20 protein-coding genes are annotated in these 18,794 nt (G+C 73.1%); 12 read left to right on the forward strand and 8 right to left on the reverse strand.

Going from position 1 to position 18,794, the window contains the following annotated elements:
- The first annotated feature begins 48 nt into the window (after positions 1–48).
- The 3 genes from HUO13_RS24165 to HUO13_RS24175 all read left to right on the forward strand — a co-directional run bounded on the left by HUO13_RS24165 (position 49) and on the right by HUO13_RS24175 (position 4,020).
- Positions 49–618 carry a type 1 glutamine amidotransferase domain-containing protein gene (locus HUO13_RS24165; protein WP_211897354.1) on the forward strand — a complete coding sequence of 190 codons (570 nt, stop codon included), beginning with the start codon at positions 49–51 and terminating at the stop codon, positions 616–618.
- 305 nt (positions 619–923) lie between these two features.
- Positions 924–3,287, forward strand: a complete 2,364-nt coding sequence (locus HUO13_RS24170) for an ATP-dependent Clp protease ATP-binding subunit (RefSeq protein ID WP_211897355.1) — start codon at positions 924–926, stop codon at positions 3,285–3,287.
- A 211-nt stretch (positions 3,288–3,498) separates the two neighbouring features.
- Positions 3,499–4,020, forward strand: coding sequence for a hypothetical protein (locus HUO13_RS24175; RefSeq protein ID WP_211897356.1), 522 nt, complete (start codon positions 3,499–3,501; stop codon positions 4,018–4,020).
- On the opposite strand, the gene HUO13_RS24180 is transcribed toward HUO13_RS24175, so the two are convergent.
- Positions 4,001–4,801 (reverse strand): alpha/beta hydrolase, encoded by an 801-nt coding sequence (locus HUO13_RS24180; protein WP_211897357.1) that lies wholly within the window; start codon positions 4,799–4,801, stop codon positions 4,001–4,003. The genes HUO13_RS24175 and HUO13_RS24180 overlap by 20 nt on opposite strands.
- Positions 4,802–4,959: 158 nt before the next feature.
- Between HUO13_RS24180 and HUO13_RS24185 the strand changes: the two genes are divergently transcribed.
- The gene (locus HUO13_RS24185; protein ID WP_211897358.1) at positions 4,960–5,619 is read left to right on the forward strand and encodes a TetR/AcrR family transcriptional regulator; all 660 of its coding nucleotides are present in this window, start codon (positions 4,960–4,962) and stop codon (positions 5,617–5,619) included.
- A gap of 98 nt (positions 5,620–5,717) precedes the next feature.
- Here HUO13_RS24185 and HUO13_RS24190 read toward each other — a convergent pair whose 3' ends face one another.
- On the reverse strand, positions 5,718–6,293 hold the full coding sequence (locus tag HUO13_RS24190; RefSeq protein WP_211897359.1) for a TetR/AcrR family transcriptional regulator: 576 nt from the start codon (positions 6,291–6,293) through the stop codon (positions 5,718–5,720).
- A 93-nt stretch (positions 6,294–6,386) separates the two neighbouring features.
- Between HUO13_RS24190 and HUO13_RS24195 the strand changes: the two genes are divergently transcribed.
- The 3 genes from HUO13_RS24195 to HUO13_RS24205 are packed head-to-tail and all read left to right on the forward strand — an operon-like array spanning position 6,387 to position 8,956.
- Positions 6,387–6,818 carry a tautomerase family protein gene (locus HUO13_RS24195; protein ID WP_211897360.1) on the forward strand — a complete coding sequence of 144 codons (432 nt, stop codon included), beginning with the start codon at positions 6,387–6,389 and terminating at the stop codon, positions 6,816–6,818.
- The gene (locus tag HUO13_RS24200; protein ID WP_211897361.1) at positions 6,811–7,836 is read left to right on the forward strand and encodes a zinc-dependent alcohol dehydrogenase; all 1,026 of its coding nucleotides are present in this window, start codon (positions 6,811–6,813) and stop codon (positions 7,834–7,836) included. The genes HUO13_RS24195 and HUO13_RS24200 overlap by 8 nt, the downstream gene beginning before the upstream one ends.
- On the forward strand, positions 7,829–8,956 hold the full coding sequence (locus tag HUO13_RS24205; RefSeq protein ID WP_211897362.1) for a zinc-dependent alcohol dehydrogenase: 1,128 nt from the start codon (positions 7,829–7,831) through the stop codon (positions 8,954–8,956). Before HUO13_RS24200 ends, HUO13_RS24205 begins: the two co-directional genes overlap by 8 nt.
- 22 nt (positions 8,957–8,978) lie before the next feature.
- On the opposite strand, the gene HUO13_RS24210 is transcribed toward HUO13_RS24205, so the two are convergent.
- Positions 8,979–9,323, reverse strand: a complete 345-nt coding sequence (locus HUO13_RS24210; protein WP_211897363.1) for an MmcQ/YjbR family DNA-binding protein — start codon at positions 9,321–9,323, stop codon at positions 8,979–8,981.
- Between the two features lie 147 nt (positions 9,324–9,470).
- On the opposite strand from HUO13_RS24210, the gene HUO13_RS24215 reads away from it, so the two are divergent.
- Positions 9,471–10,277, forward strand: coding sequence for a GNAT family N-acetyltransferase (locus HUO13_RS24215; protein ID WP_211897364.1), 807 nt, complete (start codon positions 9,471–9,473; stop codon positions 10,275–10,277).
- 12 nt (positions 10,278–10,289) lie between these two features.
- Here HUO13_RS24215 and HUO13_RS24220 read toward each other — a convergent pair whose 3' ends face one another.
- The gene (locus tag HUO13_RS24220) at positions 10,290–11,813 is read right to left on the reverse strand and encodes a PucR family transcriptional regulator (protein ID WP_211897365.1); all 1,524 of its coding nucleotides are present in this window, start codon (positions 11,811–11,813) and stop codon (positions 10,290–10,292) included.
- A 121-nt stretch (positions 11,814–11,934) separates the two neighbouring features.
- On the opposite strand from HUO13_RS24220, the gene HUO13_RS24225 reads away from it, so the two are divergent.
- Together HUO13_RS24225 and HUO13_RS24230 are read left to right on the forward strand one after the other, a co-directional pair.
- Positions 11,935–13,245, forward strand: a complete 1,311-nt coding sequence (locus HUO13_RS24225; protein WP_211897366.1) for an MFS transporter — start codon at positions 11,935–11,937, stop codon at positions 13,243–13,245.
- A 14-nt stretch (positions 13,246–13,259) separates the two neighbouring features.
- The gene (locus tag HUO13_RS24230; RefSeq protein ID WP_211897367.1) at positions 13,260–14,873 is read left to right on the forward strand and encodes an amidohydrolase; all 1,614 of its coding nucleotides are present in this window, start codon (positions 13,260–13,262) and stop codon (positions 14,871–14,873) included.
- A 107-nt stretch (positions 14,874–14,980) separates the two neighbouring features.
- On the opposite strand, the gene HUO13_RS24235 is transcribed toward HUO13_RS24230, so the two are convergent.
- Entirely contained in the window at positions 14,981–15,271 is a 291-nt protein-coding gene (locus HUO13_RS24235; RefSeq protein ID WP_249123999.1) for a hypothetical protein, read from the reverse strand.
- A 112-nt stretch (positions 15,272–15,383) separates the two neighbouring features.
- Between HUO13_RS24235 and HUO13_RS24240 the strand changes: the two genes are divergently transcribed.
- Positions 15,384–15,668, forward strand: coding sequence for a hypothetical protein (locus tag HUO13_RS24240; RefSeq protein ID WP_211897368.1), 285 nt, complete (start codon positions 15,384–15,386; stop codon positions 15,666–15,668).
- 41 nt (positions 15,669–15,709) lie between these two features.
- A complete protein-coding gene (locus HUO13_RS24245) occupies positions 15,710–16,441 on the forward strand; it encodes an alpha/beta fold hydrolase (RefSeq protein WP_211897369.1) in 732 nt (243 codons plus the stop codon).
- On the opposite strand, the gene HUO13_RS24250 is transcribed toward HUO13_RS24245, so the two are convergent.
- The 3 genes from HUO13_RS24250 to HUO13_RS24260 form a co-directional block, all read right to left on the reverse strand.
- Positions 16,442–17,257 (reverse strand): ESX secretion-associated protein EspG, encoded by an 816-nt coding sequence (locus tag HUO13_RS24250; protein ID WP_211897370.1) that lies wholly within the window; start codon positions 17,255–17,257, stop codon positions 16,442–16,444.
- Positions 17,254–17,550 carry a hypothetical protein gene (locus HUO13_RS24255; RefSeq protein WP_432757863.1) on the reverse strand — a complete coding sequence of 99 codons (297 nt, stop codon included), beginning with the start codon at positions 17,548–17,550 and terminating at the stop codon, positions 17,254–17,256. Before HUO13_RS24255 ends, HUO13_RS24250 begins: the two co-directional genes overlap by 4 nt.
- Before the next feature lie 71 nt (positions 17,551–17,621).
- Positions 17,622–18,776 (reverse strand): WXG100 family type VII secretion target, encoded by a 1,155-nt coding sequence (locus HUO13_RS24260; protein WP_211897372.1) that lies wholly within the window; start codon positions 18,774–18,776, stop codon positions 17,622–17,624.
- Positions 18,777–18,794 lie beyond the last annotated feature (18 nt).

Genomic DNA, 18,794 nt, shown 5'->3' on the forward strand with positions numbered 1-18,794 from the left:
GCCAACGCGCGTCAAGGTTTTGCCACCCGTACCGAGGAGGTGAATGTCGTGGCCGCGGATCTGAACGGCCGCAGGATCGCGGTGCTGGCCACCGACGGCTTCGAGCAGGTGGAGTACGAACAGCCCCGGCAGGCCGTCGAACAGGCCGGTGGCCAGGTGAGCCTGGTGTCGGTGCACGGCGGCGAGATCCAGGCGATGAACGGCGACATCGACAAGGGCGACCGGTTCACCGTCGACGCGAAGGTGTCCGACGTCTCGCCCGACGACTTCGACGGGCTGGTCCTGCCCGGCGGCACGATCAACCCCGACCGGCTGCGGATCGACGCCGACGCCGTGGGCTTCGTGCGTTCGTTCGTCCAGGCGGGCAAGCCGGTCGGCGCGATCTGCCACGGCCCCTGGACGCTGGCCGAGGCCGATGTGGTGCGGGGACGCAGGGTCACGTCGTTCCCGAGCATCCGCACGGACCTGCGCAACGCAGGCGCCGACGTCGTGGACGAGCAGGTCGTCACCGACCAGGGCATGGTCACCAGCCGCAACCCCGATGACCTGCCCGCGTTCTGCGCCAAGATCGTCGAGGAATTCGCCGAGGGCCGTCACCGCGCCGCCGCGCGGGCCTGAGGACCCAGGGCCCGCCCAGTGCACGCGAGTCGACAGGCCGGCTGACAATGGCTCCATCGCAAGCTCCGGCTCGCCTCCGCCAGTTCGGCGGGCCGGAGCTTGCGCGTGCCCTCGACCACCTCACCACGGGTGCCGGTGTGGCGTGCGTATACCAGCGATGTCGTGGTGGCGCACGGCCGTTCGCCGATGACGAACACGCCATATCCAGGGCCGTCGCTGGAATGAGCGGCCGCACCGACCTGTTGAGGGGAGGACTGACAGCAGCGAGGAGCCGAAGTTGACCGCACGGCGGTCAAGGAGTGCGAATGTTTGAAAGGTTCACCGAGCGCGCGAGGCGGGTGGTCGTCCTGGCCCAGGAAGAGGCCCGGACGCTGAACCACAACTACATCGGCACCGAGCACATCCTCCTGGGCCTGGTCCACGAGGGTGAGGGTGTCGCCGCCAAGGCGCTGGAGTCGCTGGGCGTCTCGCTGGAAGGCGTCCGCGGGCAGGTCGAGGAGACCATCGGCCGCGGCGACCAGGAGTCGCCCAGCGGGAACATCCCGTTCACCCCACGGGGCAAGAAGGTGCTGGAGCTGTCGCTGCGCGAGGCGCTGCAGCTGGGGCACAACCACATCGGGACCGAGCACATCCTGCTCGGCCTGATCCGCGAGGGCGAGGGCGTGGCCGCCCAGGTGCTGGTCAAGCTCGACGCGGACCTCGACCGGGTTCGCAGGGAGGTCAACCGGCTGATCTCGGGTTCGGGCAGCGAACCGGAGCCCGCGGAGGCGGGCGCACGCCCCCAGGCGGCGACCGCCACGACGCTGGACCAGTTCGGGACCAACCTCACCCAGAGCGCCCGCGAGTCCAAGCTCGACCCGATGATCGGTCGCGAGAAGGAGATCGAGCGGATCATGCAGGTCCTCTCGCGGCGCACCAAGAACAACCCGGTGCTCATCGGCGAGGCGGGCGTCGGCAAGACCGCCGTGGTCGAGGGCCTGGCGCAGAAGGTCGTCAAGGGCGAGGTGCCCGAGACGCTCAAGGACAAGCAGCTCTACACCCTCGACCTGGGTTCGCTGGTCGCTGGTTCGCGCTACCGCGGTGACTTCGAGGAGCGCCTGAAGAAGGTGCTCAAGGAGATCAAGACCCGCGGCGACATCATCCTGTTCATCGACGAGATCCACACGATGGTCGGCGCCGGGGCGACCGAGGGCTCGGTCGACGCGGCCAACCTGTTCAAGCCGATGCTGGCCCGCGGCGAGCTCCAGACGATCGGTGCGACCACGCTGGAGGAGTACCGCAAGCACGTCGAGAAGGACCCGGCCCTGGAGCGCCGCTTCCAGCCGATCCAGGTCGCCGAACCGTCCGCCGAGGACACCGTCGAGATCCTCAAGGGCCTGCGCGACCGCTACGAGGCGCACCACCGCGTGACCTTCACCGACGAAGCTCTGGTGTCGGCGGCGACGCTGGCCGACCGCTACATCAACGACCGCTTCCTGCCGGACAAGGCGATCGACCTGATCGACGAGGCCGGCGCCCGGATGCGCATCCACCGCGCCACGACCGGCGAGGAGCTGGACGTGGTGTCCGAGGTGGATGACGAGCAGATCGCCGAGGTGCTGGCGAACTGGACGGGTATCCCGGTGTTCAAGCTCACCGAGGAGGAGACCACGCGTCTGCTCCGCATGGAGGACGAGCTGCACAAGCGGATCATCGGCCAGGACGACGCGGTCAAGGCGGTCTCGCAGGCGATCCGGCGCACCCGTGCCGGGCTCAAGGACCCGAAGCGGCCGTCGGGGTCGTTCATCTTCGCCGGCCCGTCCGGTGTCGGTAAGACCGAGCTGTCCAAGGCGCTGGCGGAGTTCCTGTTCGGCGACGACGACGCGCTGGTGCAGATCGACATGGGCGAGTTCCACGACCGCTACACCGCCTCGCGGCTGTTCGGTGCCCCTCCGGGCTACGTCGGCTACGAGGAGGGCGGTCAGCTCACCGAGAAGGTGCGCCGCAAGCCGTTCTCGGTGGTGCTGTTCGACGAGATCGAGAAGGCCCACCAGGAGATCTACAACACCCTGCTGCAGGTGCTGGAGGACGGCCGCCTGACCGATGGTCAGGGCCGCACGGTGGACTTCAAGAACACGGTGCTGATCTTCACCTCGAACCTGGGCACCCAGGACATCTCCAAGGCCGTGGGCCTGGGCTTCTCCGCCGGCACCGACTCCGAGTCGAACTACGAGCGGATGAAGAGCAAGGTCAACGAGGAGATGAAGAAGCACTTCCGGCCGGAGTTCCTCAACCGCATCGACGACGTGATCGTGTTCCACCAGCTCACCGAGGGCGAGATCATCCAGATGGTCGACCTGCTGGGCGCGCGGGTGGAAAAGGCCCTCAAGGGCAAGGACATGTCGCTGGAGCTGACCACGCTGGCCAAGAAGCTGCTGGCCAAGCGCGGGTTCGACCCGGTGCTGGGGGCCCGGCCGCTGCGCCGGACCATCCAGCGCGAGATCGAGGACAGGCTCTCGGAGAAGATCCTGTTCGGCGAGATCGAGCCGGGCCAGATCGTGATCGTCGACGTCGAGGGCTGGGACGGCGAGGGCTCCGACGACAAGGCCCACTTCACCTTCCGCGGTGAGACCAAGCCGTCGCTGGTGCCCGACGCCCCACCGGTCGACCTCGCCGGCTCCGACAGCTGACGCGAGCGAGCGGCACCACACCGAGTCCGCCGCACCGGGACCGCCCCGGTGCGGCGGACTTGTGCTCGCGGCGTCCGCAGGGCGTCAAACTCGCCGCCCGCGGCGTACCCATCCCGTCAACACGGCCTCTGCCGGCACGGCAGGAGCGTTGACTCGGAGGCAGCTGAGAACGCCTGCCACGCGAGTGGCCCGTCAGTCGGGAGGCGCAGCGATGTCACCGTTCAGCACTGGGTGGTCGTCGGGACGACGCCCTTGTCCTGCGGCGGTCACGTGGGCCGTCGGCTTCCTCGTGACGGCCGCGGTGACCGTGCCGGTCGCCGAGTTGACGCCGTGGAGCGGGGGAGCCGCCGCCGGTCTCGCCGCCATGGCCTTCGTCGTCGGCCTGTACGGCGCGGCGACCCGGTCGCTGCCCGGCGCGATGGCGACCTCGGCGACGGCGTGGATGTTCTTCGACGGCTTCGTCGTCCACTCGCGCGGTGACCTGGCGTGGACGGGCGACGACGTGGTGCGGCTAGGCGTGCTGGCCGGGGCGGCCGTGGTGGGATGTCTGCTGGGCCGCGCGATCGCCCGTGTCCGCGCACGCGCGGAGGCTCCGGTGGCGCCTTCCCCGCGCCCCATCGCTACCGCGAAACTCCTTGCGGACACGCTTGTTCCCGTGCTCGCCGACAGGCTCCCCGCGCCCGGCGAGCAGCGGCGTGACCGCGCCTTCTCGGTCACGAACCGGCGAACTTGACCACGGCCTCGACGACCTCCGGGCCGTCCAGCAGTGCCAGGTCGTTGTGGTCCGCGCCCGGGATCGCCACCGCGGTCGCTCCGGGCACGGACTCCGCGACGGCTCTGCTCTGCGCGGCGGGCACGACCGAGTCCGCGGTCCCGTAGACGACGGTGACGGGGCTGCGGACGTTCGCCAGGTGCGTGGTCAGCGGGTAGCGGTCCCGCAGGAGCATCCGCACCGGCAGGTACGGGTAGTGGTACCGGCCGACGGCGGCGAGATCGGTGAACGGCGAGCGGAGCACCAGGCCGCGCGGCGGGCTGTGCGCGGCGAGCTCGGTGACCACCGCCGCGCCGAGGCTCTCGCCGTAGTAGACCAGCCGGTCCGGCCCGAAGCCGGCCTCCTCGACGAGGTAGCGGTGCGCGGCGCGGACGTCCAGCGCGAGCCCCTGCTCGCTCGGTGTGCCCGGGTTCCCGCCGTAGCCGCGGTAGTCGAAGAGCAGCACGGCCAGTCCGCGGCGGGCGAGCGCGTCGGCCAGCGGGGCCCGCAGGGACCGCTCCCCCGCGTTGCCGTTGGCGACCAGCACGGCCGTCTCGCTGGCGCCTCCCCTGCCCGGGACGTACCAGGCACCGAGCCGCAACCCGTCGCCGGTGCTCAGCACGACCTCCCGCGCACCCTCGAGCACCGAGGCCGCCGGCGGCGGCCGCCCCGCGGGGTAGTAGATCAGGCGCCGCTGATACGCCCAGGCCAGCCCGAGGACCACGACGACCACCAACCCCACGACCAGCAGTGCCCGCAACACACCTCCAGTGTGCGACGGCCTCCCGTGCACCGGCACCGGCCGATCGGCGGCCGCCCGGCAGTGAGTCAGTCGCCTGCCTTAAGCGGTTATCCTGCGTTGACGTCCGCGTCCGGCGGACGGGTGTCGGGCATCGTGGTGAACGCGGAGGTGTTGTGGCGATGAGCGGCAGGACGGCGCGGGCCGAGCGGGTCGGCGCGACCCGCGAGCTGATCCTGACCACGGCGGAGCGGCTGTTCGCCGAACACGGCCTGTTCGCGGTGTCCAACCGCCAGGTCAGCGAGGCCGCCGGGCAGGGCAACAACGCCGCCGTGGGCTACCACTTCGGCACGAAGGGCGACCTGGTCCGCGCGATCGTGCGCAGGCACTCCGGCGCCGTCGAGGACCTGCGGCTGCGGATGGTGGAGGCCACCGGCGACTCCACCGACGTGCGGGACTGGGTGGCCTGCCTGGTCCACCCGACGGCCGAGCACCTCGACGCGCTGGGCACGCCGACGTGGTTCGCCCGGTTCGGCGCGCAGGCGATGACCGATCCCGGGTTCCGGCCGATCATGGTCGAGGAGGCGCTCAGCGCCCCGTCGCTGCACCAGGTGATGGCCGGGCTCAACGGGTGCCTCCCCGAGCTGCCCGCGGACGTCCGGGAGGAGCGCTACCACATGGCGCGCCAGCTGCTGGTGCACATGTTCGCCGAACGCGAGCGTGCGCTGGACGAGGGCACCGCGACGCCCCGGGGGAGCTGGCGGGAAGCCGCGACCGGGCTCGTCGACGCGATCACGGGGATGTGGCTGGCGCCGGTCACCCCCGCTGCGGCACAACGCTGACCCGGCCGGGCGGTTCACCCTCCGGCTCCGGACAGCACGCCGGGAGGACGCCGAGCACCGGTGGTTCGTGGCCGGGACGATGGCGAGGTCGGTGACCTTCAGATCTCGGCCGCGATCAGCGCTTCGAGCCGCTCGCCGACGTGGTCGAGCGCCCGCGTGCTGCGCTGGGCCCGGCACATGACGACGGCTCCCTCGAACGCGGAGACGACGAGCGTCGCGAGCTGCGCGGCGCGCTCCGCGTCGCACCCGTGCTGCCGCAGCGAGCCGGCGAGCAGCGACTCCCAGCCGCCGAAGACCTCGGCCGCCGCAGCGCGCATCTCCCCGCCCTCGTCGGCCTGTTCCTCGACCGACACCGCGAGCACCGGGCAGCCCGCCTGGAAGTCGGTGCCGGTCAGGATCTCGCGCCACAGATCCAGCAGCGCTCGCAACCCTTCTACCGGTCCGGCGTCGAGCTTCTTGCGCAGCAACGCGGAAACGGTCTCCCCCGCGAACCGGACCGCTTCGCCTGCCAGTTGCCGCTTCCCGCCCGGGAAGTAGTGGTAGGTCGATCCCAGCGGCGCCCGGGCGTGCTTGGCCACCTCGCGGATGCTGGTGGCGTTGAGCCCGCGCCTGCGGATCATGTCGGCGGCTCCGGCGACCAGTTGCCGGCGCGGCTGCTGACTCGACGCGGACATGTGGCGGCCTCCTTGTCCATAACGCTCGTCATAGGCTAGCGTGCCGCTCGCTATGACAGTTGTTATAGATCGCGTGCCGACGGGAGTTCCGCCATGCCGATGATCGAGTTGACCGTCCCCTCCGGTGCCCTCACGCCCGCCGGACGCGAGAGTGTCCAGCGGGAGCTCGCGGGCGTGCTGCTGCACTGGGAGGGCGCTCCGGACACCGGGTTCTTCCGCGCCCAGGCGTGGAGCTACCTGCACGAACTGCCCGCGGGAGCGCAGGTCACCGCCGCCGACGACGCGCCCCGGTTCCGCGTGGACGTCACCGTGCCGCAGGGAGCCCTGTCGGAGCGCCGGAAAGCCGGGCTGGTCGGAGACGTGACCGCTGTCGTGCTGCGGGCCGCCGGACTCGGCCAGGACGCCGCACCGCGGGTGTGGGTGCTCGTCCACGAGCAGGCCGAAGGCACCTGGGGCGCGGGCGGATCGGTCATCCGCTACGCCGATCTGGTCGCCCTGGCCAAGGAGGCGAAGTCCGGTGCGTGAGCTCACCTACGTCGCCAAGCGCACCGCGGAGTGGCGCGAGGTCCCCGATCCGCTGATCGAGTCCGGCGACGACGCGATCGTGGCGCCGGTCGCGGCCACACCCTGCGACGTCGACTCGGCGATCCTGGCCGGCCATGGCCCCATCGCCCCGCCGTTCGCCATCGGCCACGAGTGCGTGGCCCGCGTCGTGGAGGTGGGCGACTCAGTCCGCGGGCTCGCACCTGGCGACCTGGTCGTGGTGCCGTGGACCATCTGCTGCGGGCAGTGCGAGCCCTGCCGCGGCGGCCTGTCGGCGCATTGCGCCTCGGTGCCGCACATGGCGATGTTCGGCGCGCCGATAGGCGGGAGCTGGGGCGGGCTGTTCTCCGACCTGGTCCGGGTGCCGTGGGCGGACGCGATGCTGGTGCCGCTGCCGTCCGGCCTCGACCCGGTCGCGATGGCCTCGGCCAGCGACAACTGGTCGCTGGCCTGGCGACTGGTCGCGCCGCACCTGCGGGCGCTCCCCGGTGCGCGGGTGCTGGTCATCGCGCGCGGCAGCATCGGTCTCTACGTCTGCGACATCGCGCGGGCGCTGGGCGCGGGTGACGTGCTCTACGTCGATCCGGACCCCGCCCACCGCGCCGTCGCCGAGCAGTACGGGGCCCGCACCGCTGAAGCGACCGAGCCGGTCCACCACGGTTTCGACCTGGCGGTGGAGGCCACCGGCCGGGTGGACCAACTCGCGCTGGCGCTGAGATCGCTGTCGCCGGAGGGGTTCTGCGAAAGCGCGGGCAACCACTTCCGGCCCGGCGAGCTGCCGCTGCTGGAGATGTACCTCACCGGCGTCACGATGCGCATCGCCCGCGACAACGTCCGCGCGCACATCCCCGACGCCCTCGAGCTCGCCGCTTCCGGACACGTCGACCCCGGCCGGGTCGTCTCCGACGTGCTGGACTGGGAGCGGCTGCCGGAGGCGCTGCCGCAACGCCACCTCAAGCCGGTTTTCGTCCGCGATCTGCCGCGGGCCGACGGTGCCTGAGCGCATCCGCGAGCTCCGCTTCGAGCGCGCAGGCAAGCTGAGCTGGCACGAACGCGCCGCCCCGGCGCTGCAGGACCCCGGTGACGCGCTGGTGCGGCCCTTCGTCGTGGGCCGCTGCGACGGCGACACCGTCCCGATCCACCGGCCGGTCTCGCGGGCGATGCAGGCCGGGATGGCGCTCGGCCTGGTCGACCCGGTGGTGGGCGCCATCTGCGGCAGCGTCCCGTTCCGCGGACCGTTCGCCATCGGCCACGAGTGCGTCGCCGAGATCACCGCGCTCGGCTCCGAGGTGGCGCACCTGCGCGTGGGCCAACGGGTCGTGGTGCCGTGGGCGGTGTCCTGCGGCACCTGCGGGCGATGCCGTCGTGGCCTGACGTCGAAGTGCGCGGAGACCTCCGGCTCCGGTCCGCTGGCCGCCTACGGGTTCGGCCCGGCCAGCGGACCGTGGGGAGGTATGGCCGCCGGCGAGTTCCGCGTCCCGCACGCCGAGCACATGCTCGTGCCGGTACCGGCCGGAGTCCCCGCGGCGCGGGTCGCCGCGGCGAGCGACAACCTCGCCGACGCCTGGCGCTGCGTCGTTCCCGCGCTCTCCGAGCGCGAAGCCGCATCGGTACTGGTGCTCGGCGGCGGCGCCAAGAGCATCGGGCTCTACGCCGCGGGACTCGCGGTGGCCCACGGCGCCGGAGTCGTCGACTACCTCGACGACGACGCGGAACGCAGGTGGATCGCCGAGTCCTTCGGCGCCCGGGCGCGACCGCTGCGCACCGCGGCCGGAGGCTACGACGTCGTGGTCGAGGCGACCTCGCGCGCCGGCGGCCTGCGCAGCGCCGTGCGTGCCGTGGCACCCGGCGGCGTGTGCCACGCGGTCGGCTACTACCTGGCGACCGGTACCCGGGTGCCGTTGATGCGCATGTACGCCGACGACGTGACGCTGCACCTGGGGGTTTCGCACGCCCGCGCCGTGCTGCCGGACCTGCTGGACTTCCTGCTGCGCACCGGGTTCCCGGCCGAACGCGTCACCACGCTCACCGCCGACTGGGACGACGCCCCGGCGGCCTACGCGGCCAAGACGACCAAGCTGGTGGTGCGCCGCGCTCCGCTCGATTCCGGTGAGCCGTGATCCCCGTTCCGCGCCGGAGGCGCTACGCCGGGTACGGGTTTTCCTCGACGAGCAGTTCCGGGGCCGACAGGCGCCACGCCTCGTAGAGCAGCTCGGTGAGCTCGTCGGCGTCGATCTTCGCCAGGTACACCACGACCCAGCCGAACCCGCCCGCGGTGAACTGGACCTCGAAGACCTCCGGGCGCTCGGAGACCAGCGCGATCTGCTCGGCGAGGGTCTGCTTGAGCCCCACCGTGCTCGTCCGCGGCCAGTAGTAGCCGAACCGCTTGCCGTGCACGCTGAACGACGTGTAGTCGCGCGCCTGTGCGCGCTCGACGTCAGCGAGCCCGTCGACCATCCGCAGGAACCTGGCGTCCGGCACACCCATGCCGCTCATTCTGGCGGATGCGCCCGACACTCCCCCGGCGAGCCGGGGTGGTCCGGCCGGTGCCGTTCGCCTCCTGCGCCCGCGAGGTGCCCGGACCTACCTTGGAGCCCGGGCGAACGCCCCATCACGGCATCGAGGTGAGTGCGCGTGGCCGAAGAGCACCTGACCCACGGATGGGAGCCCGACCTCGACGCGGGCGACTCGCTGCTGCGCCGGTACGTGCTGGCCAGCGCCGACCGCAACGCCTTCCTCGCCACCGCCGCGGGCGGCAGGCACGAGCGGTGGCCCGACCTGGCGGTGGCGGACCCGTGCTCGCCGGTGCTGTTCGACAACGCGGCCGTGCTGCTCCAGCCACCGCCCTACACCGACCTCTCCGACGCCGTGCGCAGGATGCTCGGCTTCTACCCGCCGGAGCGCCACTTCGTGTTCCTGGCCGCCTGGCCGACGCCGGACCTGTCGGAGGCCGGACTGCACCTGATGGGCCATCCGCCGCTGATGCTGCGGCCCGCGGGCGGCACCGCGCCCCCGCCACCACCGGGACTGCGCATCAGCCCGGTCGGCGACCGCGGGATGCTCGCCGACTTCGTCCGGACCCTGGTCGAGGGCTACCCGATGCCCGGTGCCGGGGACACCGTTCTCGCCGACGAGGCCGTGCTGCGCGGGCCGCTCCGGCTGTTCGTCGGCTACGTCGGCGGCGAACCGGTCGCCACCGCCGGTGCCCGCCTCGGACACGGGATCGTCGACGTCGAATGGGTGAGCACGCTGCCCTCGCACCGCAGGCGGGGCATCGGTGCCGCGCTGTCCTGGGCCGCGACCCTCGTGCACCGCGCCGAACCGGCGATGCTCATCTCCAGCGACGACGGTCGTCCCGTCTACGAGTCGATGGGCTACCTGAACCTGACCCGGCTCACCATGTGGCACCGCCCGCCGGTCGACGACGCGCAGCGCCCGTGAACGCCCTCGCCCTCACTCCCGGCCGGGCGGAAGCAGTTCGGGGAGGGTGAGCGCGAGCCAGAGCTCCTCGCGCTGGCGCGGGTCGCTCAGCGACCGGCGGGTGACGCGCTCCACCGTCCGCAGCCGGGTGCGCAGCGTGTTGCGGTGGATCCCGAGGGACGCCGCCGCCGCTTCCATGCCGGCGTTGTGATCGACGTAGGCCCGGGCGGAGCCGACCAGGTCGGTGCCGTTCCGCTCGTCGTGGGCACGCAGATCGCCGAGCACCGCTTCGGCGAAGCGGGCCAGGCCCGCCGGCTCGATCGCGTCGCGCAGCAGTGCGGCGGCGCTGACGTCCTCGGCGTGCACGTACTGCCGCTCGTCGCTGACCAGTCCGGCGGCCCACTCCACCGCCGAGGGCAGCTGCCCAGTTCCGGCCGCCGTGCACGCGCCAGCCCGCAGTTCACCGCCGAGCTGGCGAGCGGCGCGCTGGAGCAGCTCCGGCCCGAGCCGGGGCGTGGAGTCGGGCAGCACCACGACCGCGCCATCGGCGTGCGCGCAGACCAGCGCGGGCTCGTCCGCGATGGCGTCCCGCAGCGCCTCGACCGCGCCCGGGCGGACGACGAGGACTTCGAACGGGCCGTCCGGCAGCCCGCACAGCCGCGCGAGCCGGGCATCGCCGCCGTCGAGGAACGCGGCGAAGACGGCGGCCCGCTGCTCGTGCAGCTCGGACCGCCCGGCGCGCATCCCCAGCATCTCGATGCTCAGCAGCACCGCGGCGTGGTTGGTCAGCAGCCGGTGCTGGTTGCGGTCCACCGCCGAGGCCGTCGCCAGCCAGCCGATCGGGGCGCCGCTGAGGCCGAGGCTCTGCACCAGGACGCCGCGGTCACCGTCGTCCCAGGCCATGGAGCTCTGCGAGCGGCGACTCCGGCGCCGCACGGCGGCCAGCACACCGGCCTGCCAGCCACCCGGCGACTCGGCGGCGGGCGCTTCCCCGGTGTCCCGCGACTCGGGCCTCGCACCCCGCGGCTCACCGACGACCCTTCCGTGCGGATCGGTCAGCAGCACCGAGCCGTCGATCCCACGCGCGAGCTCGCGCAGGATGCCGTCCGGTCCCGACCGCAGCGCCGCGCGCGCCGCCCGTTCCTGGACGTCGATCACCCGGCGCACCACCCGCAGCCGCTCCTCTGCGTGCAGCTGCGCGACGGCCTCCACGACCGCGATGAACGGTGTCGCTCCCCGCACGGCCAGCAGCGGCACCTCGTGCTCGACGGCCGCGTCCAGGACCGGCCCGGGCAGCTCTCGGCGCTCCTCGGCGAAGCCGAGCCCCGCGCACCCTCGCGCGGCCAGGCTGCGGACGTAGTCGCGCTGCCCCTCCGCGTCGCCGGGCAGCTCCAGGAAGGTGGTCAGCACCAGCTCGCCACCGCGCAGCCAGGGCGTCGGGTCGCGCAGCTCGCTGACGTGCGCCCAGCGCAGCTGCCGGTCCAGGCGGCCGGCGCCTGCGAGGACTTCCAGTTCCAGGGAAGGCTGCGCGAGCAGGTCCGCGATCGTCGGAGCCACGGCGACCCCCTGTTCGAAGTGCACTCGAATGCCGACTGCGATTGTGCACTTCGCATCGTGGCCGGCGCGTGCGGCGTCTCTAGTGTCTGCCGCACACTTGCCGAGTCTGCGGAGGACGCCAATGGCCGCCAACCCACCCGACACCAGCCCACCCGCCGCGAGCCCGCGGCGGGCGGCGGCAGCGGCGTTCGTCGGGACCACCATCGAGTGGTACGACTTCTACGTCTACGCGACCGCGGCGAGCCTGGTCTTCGGGCGCCTGTTCTTCCCCGCAGGCACCTCACCGCTGGTCGGCGTGATGGCCTCGTTCGCCACCTACGCCGTCGGCTTCTTCGCCCGGCCGCTGGGCGGGGTGGTGTTCGGCCACTTCGGCGACCGGGTCGGCCGCAGGTCCGCGCTGGTGGTCACGCTGCTGATGATGGGCGTGGCGACCTTCGCCGTCGGGTTGCTGCCGACCTACGCGGCGGCCGGCGTGCTGGCCCCGGCACTGCTGGTGCTGCTGCGCTTCGTGCAGGGGCTCGCCGTCGGCGGCGAGTGGGGCGGCGCGGTGTTGATGGCCGTCGAGCACGCCCCCGCGAACAGGCGGACCTTCTACGGCTCCTTCGCCCAGCTCGGCAACCCCTCGGGCGCGCTGCTGGCGACCGGCTTCTTCAGCGTGATGAGCGGCTTCGGCGAGCAGGCCCTGCTGTCGTGGGGATGGCGGCTGCCGTTCCTGGCCTCGGCGGTGCTGGTGCTGGTCGGGCTGGTGATCCGGCTGAAGGTGGCCGAGTCGCCGGTGTTCACCGAGGTGAGCGGGTCCGCGCCTGCCGAACTGCCGGTGCGCCGGGCACTGCGCTCGTCCTGGCGTGGCCTGCTGCTGGGCGTCGGCGCGCTGCCGGTCGCGGTCGGCGGCTACTACATGGTGACGACGTTCCTGCTGGCGTATGCGACCACCGAGCTGGCCGTCGAGGAGCAGTTGCTGCTCAACGCGCTGTCGGTCGCGGCGGCCGTCGAGCTGGTGTCCACGGTCGTGGTCTCGTGGCTCGGGGACCGGGTCGGCGCGCGCCGGGTCGTCATCGCCGGGCTGGCCGGGGTGGCGCTGCTGGCCGCTCCGCAGTTCCTGGTCCTCGACGGCGGCGGCACCGCACTGATCTTCCTGGTGATCGCAGTGATGCGGCTGGTGATGGCGGCGACCTACGGCCCGATGTCGGCGATCCTGGCCGAGATGTTCCCGCCCGCGGCCCGCTACACCAGCATCTCGCTGTCCTACCAGGTCGCGGGCGCGATCTTCGGCGGGCTCTCACCGCTGGCCTGCACCGCGCTGCTGGCGGCCACCGGCAGCGTCCTGCCCGTCGTGGCCCTGCTGATCGCCATGTGCGCCCTGAGCATCGCCTGCCTGCTGAAGGCGCCGCGCCACACCGACACCCCCCGACCCGCGACCGTCCAGAGCTGAAAGGCGACACCCCGGTGAAGCGAACCCTGCTGCACAACGCCAAGGTCCTGACGATGGAGCCGGACCAGCCGACCGCGGACGCGGCTCTGGTCCACGGCAACCGGATCGTGGCTGTCGGCGCCGACGCCCACGCGCAGGCGGGCCCGCACGCGACGAGGATCGACGTCGGCGGGCGGACCGCGCTGCCCGGTTTCATCGACCCGCACAACCACCTGCTGTCCACCGCGGAGTCGCTGGCCTCGGTCGACGCCCGCTACCCCGTGGTGCGCGACGCGGCCGGCCTGGTCGCCGCCGTCGCCGCCCAGGCGGCGGTCACCCCGGAAGGGCAGTGGATCCGCGCGTTCGGCATGGACGATGCGAAGTACACCCGCCGCCCCACCCGGCACCTGCTCGACGAGGCCACCGACCGGCATCCGGTCATCGTCTACCACGTCTCGGGCCACCAGGCCGTGGTCAACTCCGCCGCCCTGACCTGGCGCGGCATCGGCGCCGACGTGGCCGACCCGCCCGGCGGCCGGTTCCTGCGTGACGAGGCCGGCAGGCTCACCGGCATGGTCACCGACTCGGCGATGGAGCTGCTGCTGCCGGTCGCGGTGGACATCGGCTGCCACGGCCCGAACTTCCACACCGACCTGCCCGCCGAGCACCTGCTGGGCTGGCTGTCCGATGCCGCCCCGCACTACCTGGCCGCCGGGCTGACCACCATCGCCGACCCGCAGGTCTCGGCCCGCGAGCTGCGGATCTACCGGGCCGCGCGAGCCGCCGGGACGCTGCCGGTTCGCACGGTCGCGATGCCGCTGTCGCACCAGCTCGACGCGCTTTCGTCCATCGGGCTGGCCGGGCCGTTCGGCGACGACTGGCTCAACCTCGGCGCGATGAAGTTCTACGCCGACGGCACCCTGCTGGGCGGTACCGCGATGTTCACCGAGCCCTACGGCGAGCACGGCCAGTTCACCGGCAGCCTGTACTGGCAGCCCGGCGAGCTCCGGTCGCTGGTCGAGCGCGCGGGCCGGGCGGGCTGGCAGGTCGCCATCCACACCCAGGGCGACCGGGCGATGGGCTTCGCCGTCGACGCCGTCACCGCCGCGGTCCGCGCCTTCGGCGACGACGCCAGGCCGCGCATCGAGCACTGCGGCCACCCCACCGCCGAACACGTCCGCCGCTTCGCCGACCTCGGCGTCATCCCGGTCAACCAGCCGAACTTCCTGCACGACAGCGGCGGGGACTTCCGCCGCAGGCTCGGCGACCGCGCGCATCGGCTGCAGCCGATGCGCGACGAGATCGACGCCGGGCTGCGCCCGGTGCTCTCCAGCGACTCCTTCGTCTCCAGCTTCCGGCCCATGCACACCGTGGCCAACGCGGTGCGCCGCAAGACGCGGGAGGGCCAGGACATCGGCGCCGACCAGGCTGTCACGCTGGCCGAGGCGCTGCGCGCACACACGATCGACGCCGCTTTCGCGCTGCGAATGGAGGATCGCATCGGCTCGCTGCGGCCGGAAAAGCTCGCCGACATCGTGGTGCTCGACCGCGACATCGAGGCCGCCGACGTCGACGACCTGTCCGAAGCCGGTGCCTGGCTCACCATGCTCGACGGTGAGATCGTGCACGACCCGGGCCGGCGGGACTGAGGGCTGTCCGGCCCCCGTGCCGACCCGGGCGATCGGTCAACCGGTCACCAGGCCCGGCGCACCCGCGCGAAGCAACAGTCCACAAGGGACTCATTGATGCGCGGGGCTCAGCCATCCAGGCGCGCCCGCACTTCCGGGAGGAAGTCGCCGTGCTCGCGGCGGACGGCGTCGAGGTCTATGTCGTGCGGCAGCGCCGTGACCGGCGTCCTCTCCAGCAGGTACCTGATGGACTCCACCACGAGCGCCTTCTCGTCGGGCGCGGACACGTCCAGATCGTCCACCAGCTCACGCGGCACCAGCACCCGGTGCTCGGTCGTCTGGTCGCCCTCGTGGACCTCGGCCGCGTACTCCCCGCTGCCCAGTTGCCGCCGACGACCGCCGCTGAACGGGAGCGCCACGAGGGCGGCAGGACCGTTTAACGGTCGCGAACAGGGGAATCCAGTCAGCTGGAAAGAGTTGTCCGGCGCGATGGTGCGGGAGTGCCGGATGCGGACGATGGGTGGCCGGCACATGGGTGAGCAGAAGCGGGATCGCCGCGACTACGAGCGCGGTCTGCCCGGGTACCACGACCCGATGCACCGGCTGACGGGTGCGCCCGCCGCGCTGAGCGCGCTGACGTTGCGGCTGTGGCTGGCCGGGTTCGGCGCGGTGTTCTGCACCGTGGCCGCCGTGCTGCTGTGGGTGTACCTGCCGCCGCTGAGCTGGATGGCGTGGATTCTCCTCGTGCTGGCGGTGATCGCGGTGGTCGACTTCGCCTGGGTCGCGCACCGCAAGCTCCGCGGTGAACCCGGATGAGGCCGGTCCGGGCAACCGGGGTTCGAACCGGCTGGGATCAGGTGGAAGTCACCGCGGCTGCCGGTACCCGGGTGCACGCCGCCGTCCTCGGGCCCCGCGAGGCGCCAGAGGTCGTCTGCGTGCACGGGCTCGGCTGCTCGCACCGGTACTTCCTGCCGCTGGCCCGGTGCCTGGCACCCGAGCTGCGAGTGGTCGCGCCCGACCTGCCCGGGTTCGGCAGCACCCCGGGCCCGCGGGAGCCGCTGGACGTGCGCGGGCTCTCCGAGTCGCTGGCGGCGTGGCTGCGCGCCACGGCGCGGCGCGGAGCGCCGCTGGTGGCGAACTCCGCAGGTTGCCAGGTCGTGGTGGACCTGGCCGTGCACTCGCCCGAACTGCTCGGCCCGGTCGTTCTCACCGGACCCACCGTGGACCGGCACGCCCGCTCCTGGCCGCGCCAGCTGGCCCGGCTGGTCCGCAACGGTGCGCGGGAGCGGTCCGCACTGGCCTTCGTGCTCGCCCTCGACTACCTGGACTGCGGTCCGCGGCGGATCATCACCACGTTCGACCACCTGCTCGACGACCAGGTCGAGCGCAAGCTCCAGCACGTGCGAACTCCCGCAGTCGTCGTGCGCGGCAGCCGTGATCCGATCGCACCGCGCGCGTGGGCGCGGGAGGTCGCCGCGGCGCTGCCCCGCGGGCGCCTCGCGGAGGTGCCCGGCGCGGGCCACACGCTGAACTACTCGGCGCCGCAGCGGCTCGCCGAGATCATCACGGCGCTGCTGCGGGAATCCTGATCACCGGGGTACGCGTGCCGTCGCGCCAAGCACCTCGACGACGCCGCGCAAGTCGGCCTGGCGCAACGGGTTGACGCTCACCCAGCCGTCGCCCGCGCGGTTCACCCGGAGCCTGCCGCGCGGACCGTCCAACCAGGACAGCTCGGTGCCGGCCCGGACCGCACCGGAGCGGGTCCGCGCGGTCGCGCCGAGCTGCCCCCAGCCGTTGAGCTCGGGGAGCAGGCCGGCGAGCTGGTCGAGCAGTCCCGGGTCGCCCCCGCAGTCGCGGACCAGCTCGCGCAGCCGCAGGGCCTTCTCCGCGTCGTCCTCGACGCCCTCGAGCACGCGTGCCGCGCCGTTGACCGCCCGCGCGGGCAGCGTGATCGGCATCGCCCTGGCCGGGGCGAGATCCGGCACCAGCGCGAGCAGTTCGCGGGCAAGCGCGGCCTGCGGGACCCGCCGGATGCCCACCGTGCTCGCCGGATCGTCGTCCGGCGCCTGCCGGCAGATCAGCGCCCACGACCGGTAGACCACGACCGCCACGCCGACCGGGCCGTCCGGGGTGCCCAGCACGAGGTCGACCGTGCTCCGGTGCTCGCGCAGCGCGGTGACCAGCTCCGCCGCGGGACCGACGGGCCCGGCGTCGTCGGCCAGGCCCCGCCAGCGCAGCGTCTGCCCCGCCGCGGCCAGCAGCACCTCGCGCTCGCCGGCGATCCGCCCGAACGACGGCACCCGCAGCGGGAAGGGCAACGCCGCACCCGCGTGCGTGGCGAGCAGGTCCAGCTCCACGAGCCCGAAGCGCAACGTGCCGGCCTCGGTCGCCGTCGCCGCCGTCATGTCGCCGCACCGCCGATGGACCGCAAGGACGCCGCGGCGTCGGACTCGCGATCCAGGTAGCCGGTCACGGTTTCCTTGAGGGAGCGGTGGAATCCGTTCAGCTCGGTGTCGGCCGCGGTCACCTCGCCGGTGAGCCCGGACTGGCCCGCCGCCTCGCGCAGGCGCATGGCCAGGTGCAGCGCGGGCGGCGCCGTGCCGAGCCTGGGCAGCCGTTCGGCGAGCCGGCCGGCCGAGCCGACCAGGGCGTTGGTGCGGTCGCCGAGCGCGGTGAGCGCCGCGACCTGCGACTCCAGTTCGCGCGGCTCGACCTGGTAGCCCTGCTGGGGGCTGGTCTCAGAAGGCAAGGCTGGCTCCCGTCCGTGGCTCACTGGCCGATGACCGGCGGCATGACCGGTTCGTCGAAGTCGAAGAGGCGGTGGTCGATGACCGGCATCCGGTTGCGGTGCACGGTTTCCTCGTCGTCGCGCTCCCGCGCGCCGGCGCCCCCTCCCGGCACCATGCCGCCGCGGTTCGCCGCACGCGCGGCGGCGAGGCCGGACGCCGCGCCGGCGCGGCCGGCCAGTCCGCCTGCACCCGCGCGCGAGCCGCCCGCCACGAGTCCCGGGTCGAGCGGACCGCCGGAGCCGGTCAGCTTCCCCCACGGCACGCCCCCGCCGAACGCACCGCCCGCGGCGCCCGAGCCGGCCAGCCCCGCCGGACTGGTCGCCGCGGCCGCGCCGCCCGAGGCCGCGGATGCCGACGCGGTGGACGCCGGTGCGATCGCACGGCTGCTGCTGAGCAGGCTCTGCTCGTAGCGCTGCATGACGTGCACCGCCTGGGCCTTCTGCTCGGCGGCCGCGACGCTGGCGAGGAACAGGCTGCCGCCACCCCCCGCCACGGCACCCACCGCCGCGCCCATCACCGCTCCCGGCCCGGCACCGACCCCGCCCGCGGCGGCACCGGCCACCGCACCGACCGCCGCTCCCGCCCCTGCACCCGCAGCGGCGCTGGTGACCGCCAGCGCGGCCGGATCACCAGGTGGCGGCGGCATCGCGTTGCGCGCGGTCGACAGCGCGTCACCCGCGCTCTGGGTGGCCTGGGCGACATCGCCCGCGCGGGCACCGATGTCGGAGGTCCGGTCCCCGAGCGCACCGAGATCGCCCGCGGCGGACCCGGCCGCCTGGCCCGTCCAGTTCCGCTCCAGCGCACCGCGCTGGTCGTGCAACCCCTCTGCGTGGCCGGTCAGCTCCGCGCCGTGCCGGTCCCACTCGGCGGCCACGTCGCTGACGTCGGTGACGTCGGCGCCCTCCCACAGCATCGCGTAGAGCTGCTCGTGGGTGTATGCGTTCCAGTTCGTACCCCCCGGCGGAAGCGGTGAACCGAAGTACCCCTCCCACACGTTGCGCAGGGCGTCCACCACCGGCTGCGCGAGCGCACCGGCCGGTCCGGCCTGCTCCAACGCGGCGGTGGCGGCCCCCGCCAGGTCCTGGACGCCCGCCGACGCGGCGTCGATCAGGCTCTTGTCTCCCCAGTCGGTCATGCCCCGTCTTCCCCGTCT

The sequence above is a fragment of the Saccharopolyspora erythraea genome, assembly GCF_018141105.1.
GTDB lineage: Bacteria > Actinomycetota > Actinomycetes > Mycobacteriales > Pseudonocardiaceae > Saccharopolyspora_D > Saccharopolyspora_D erythraea_A.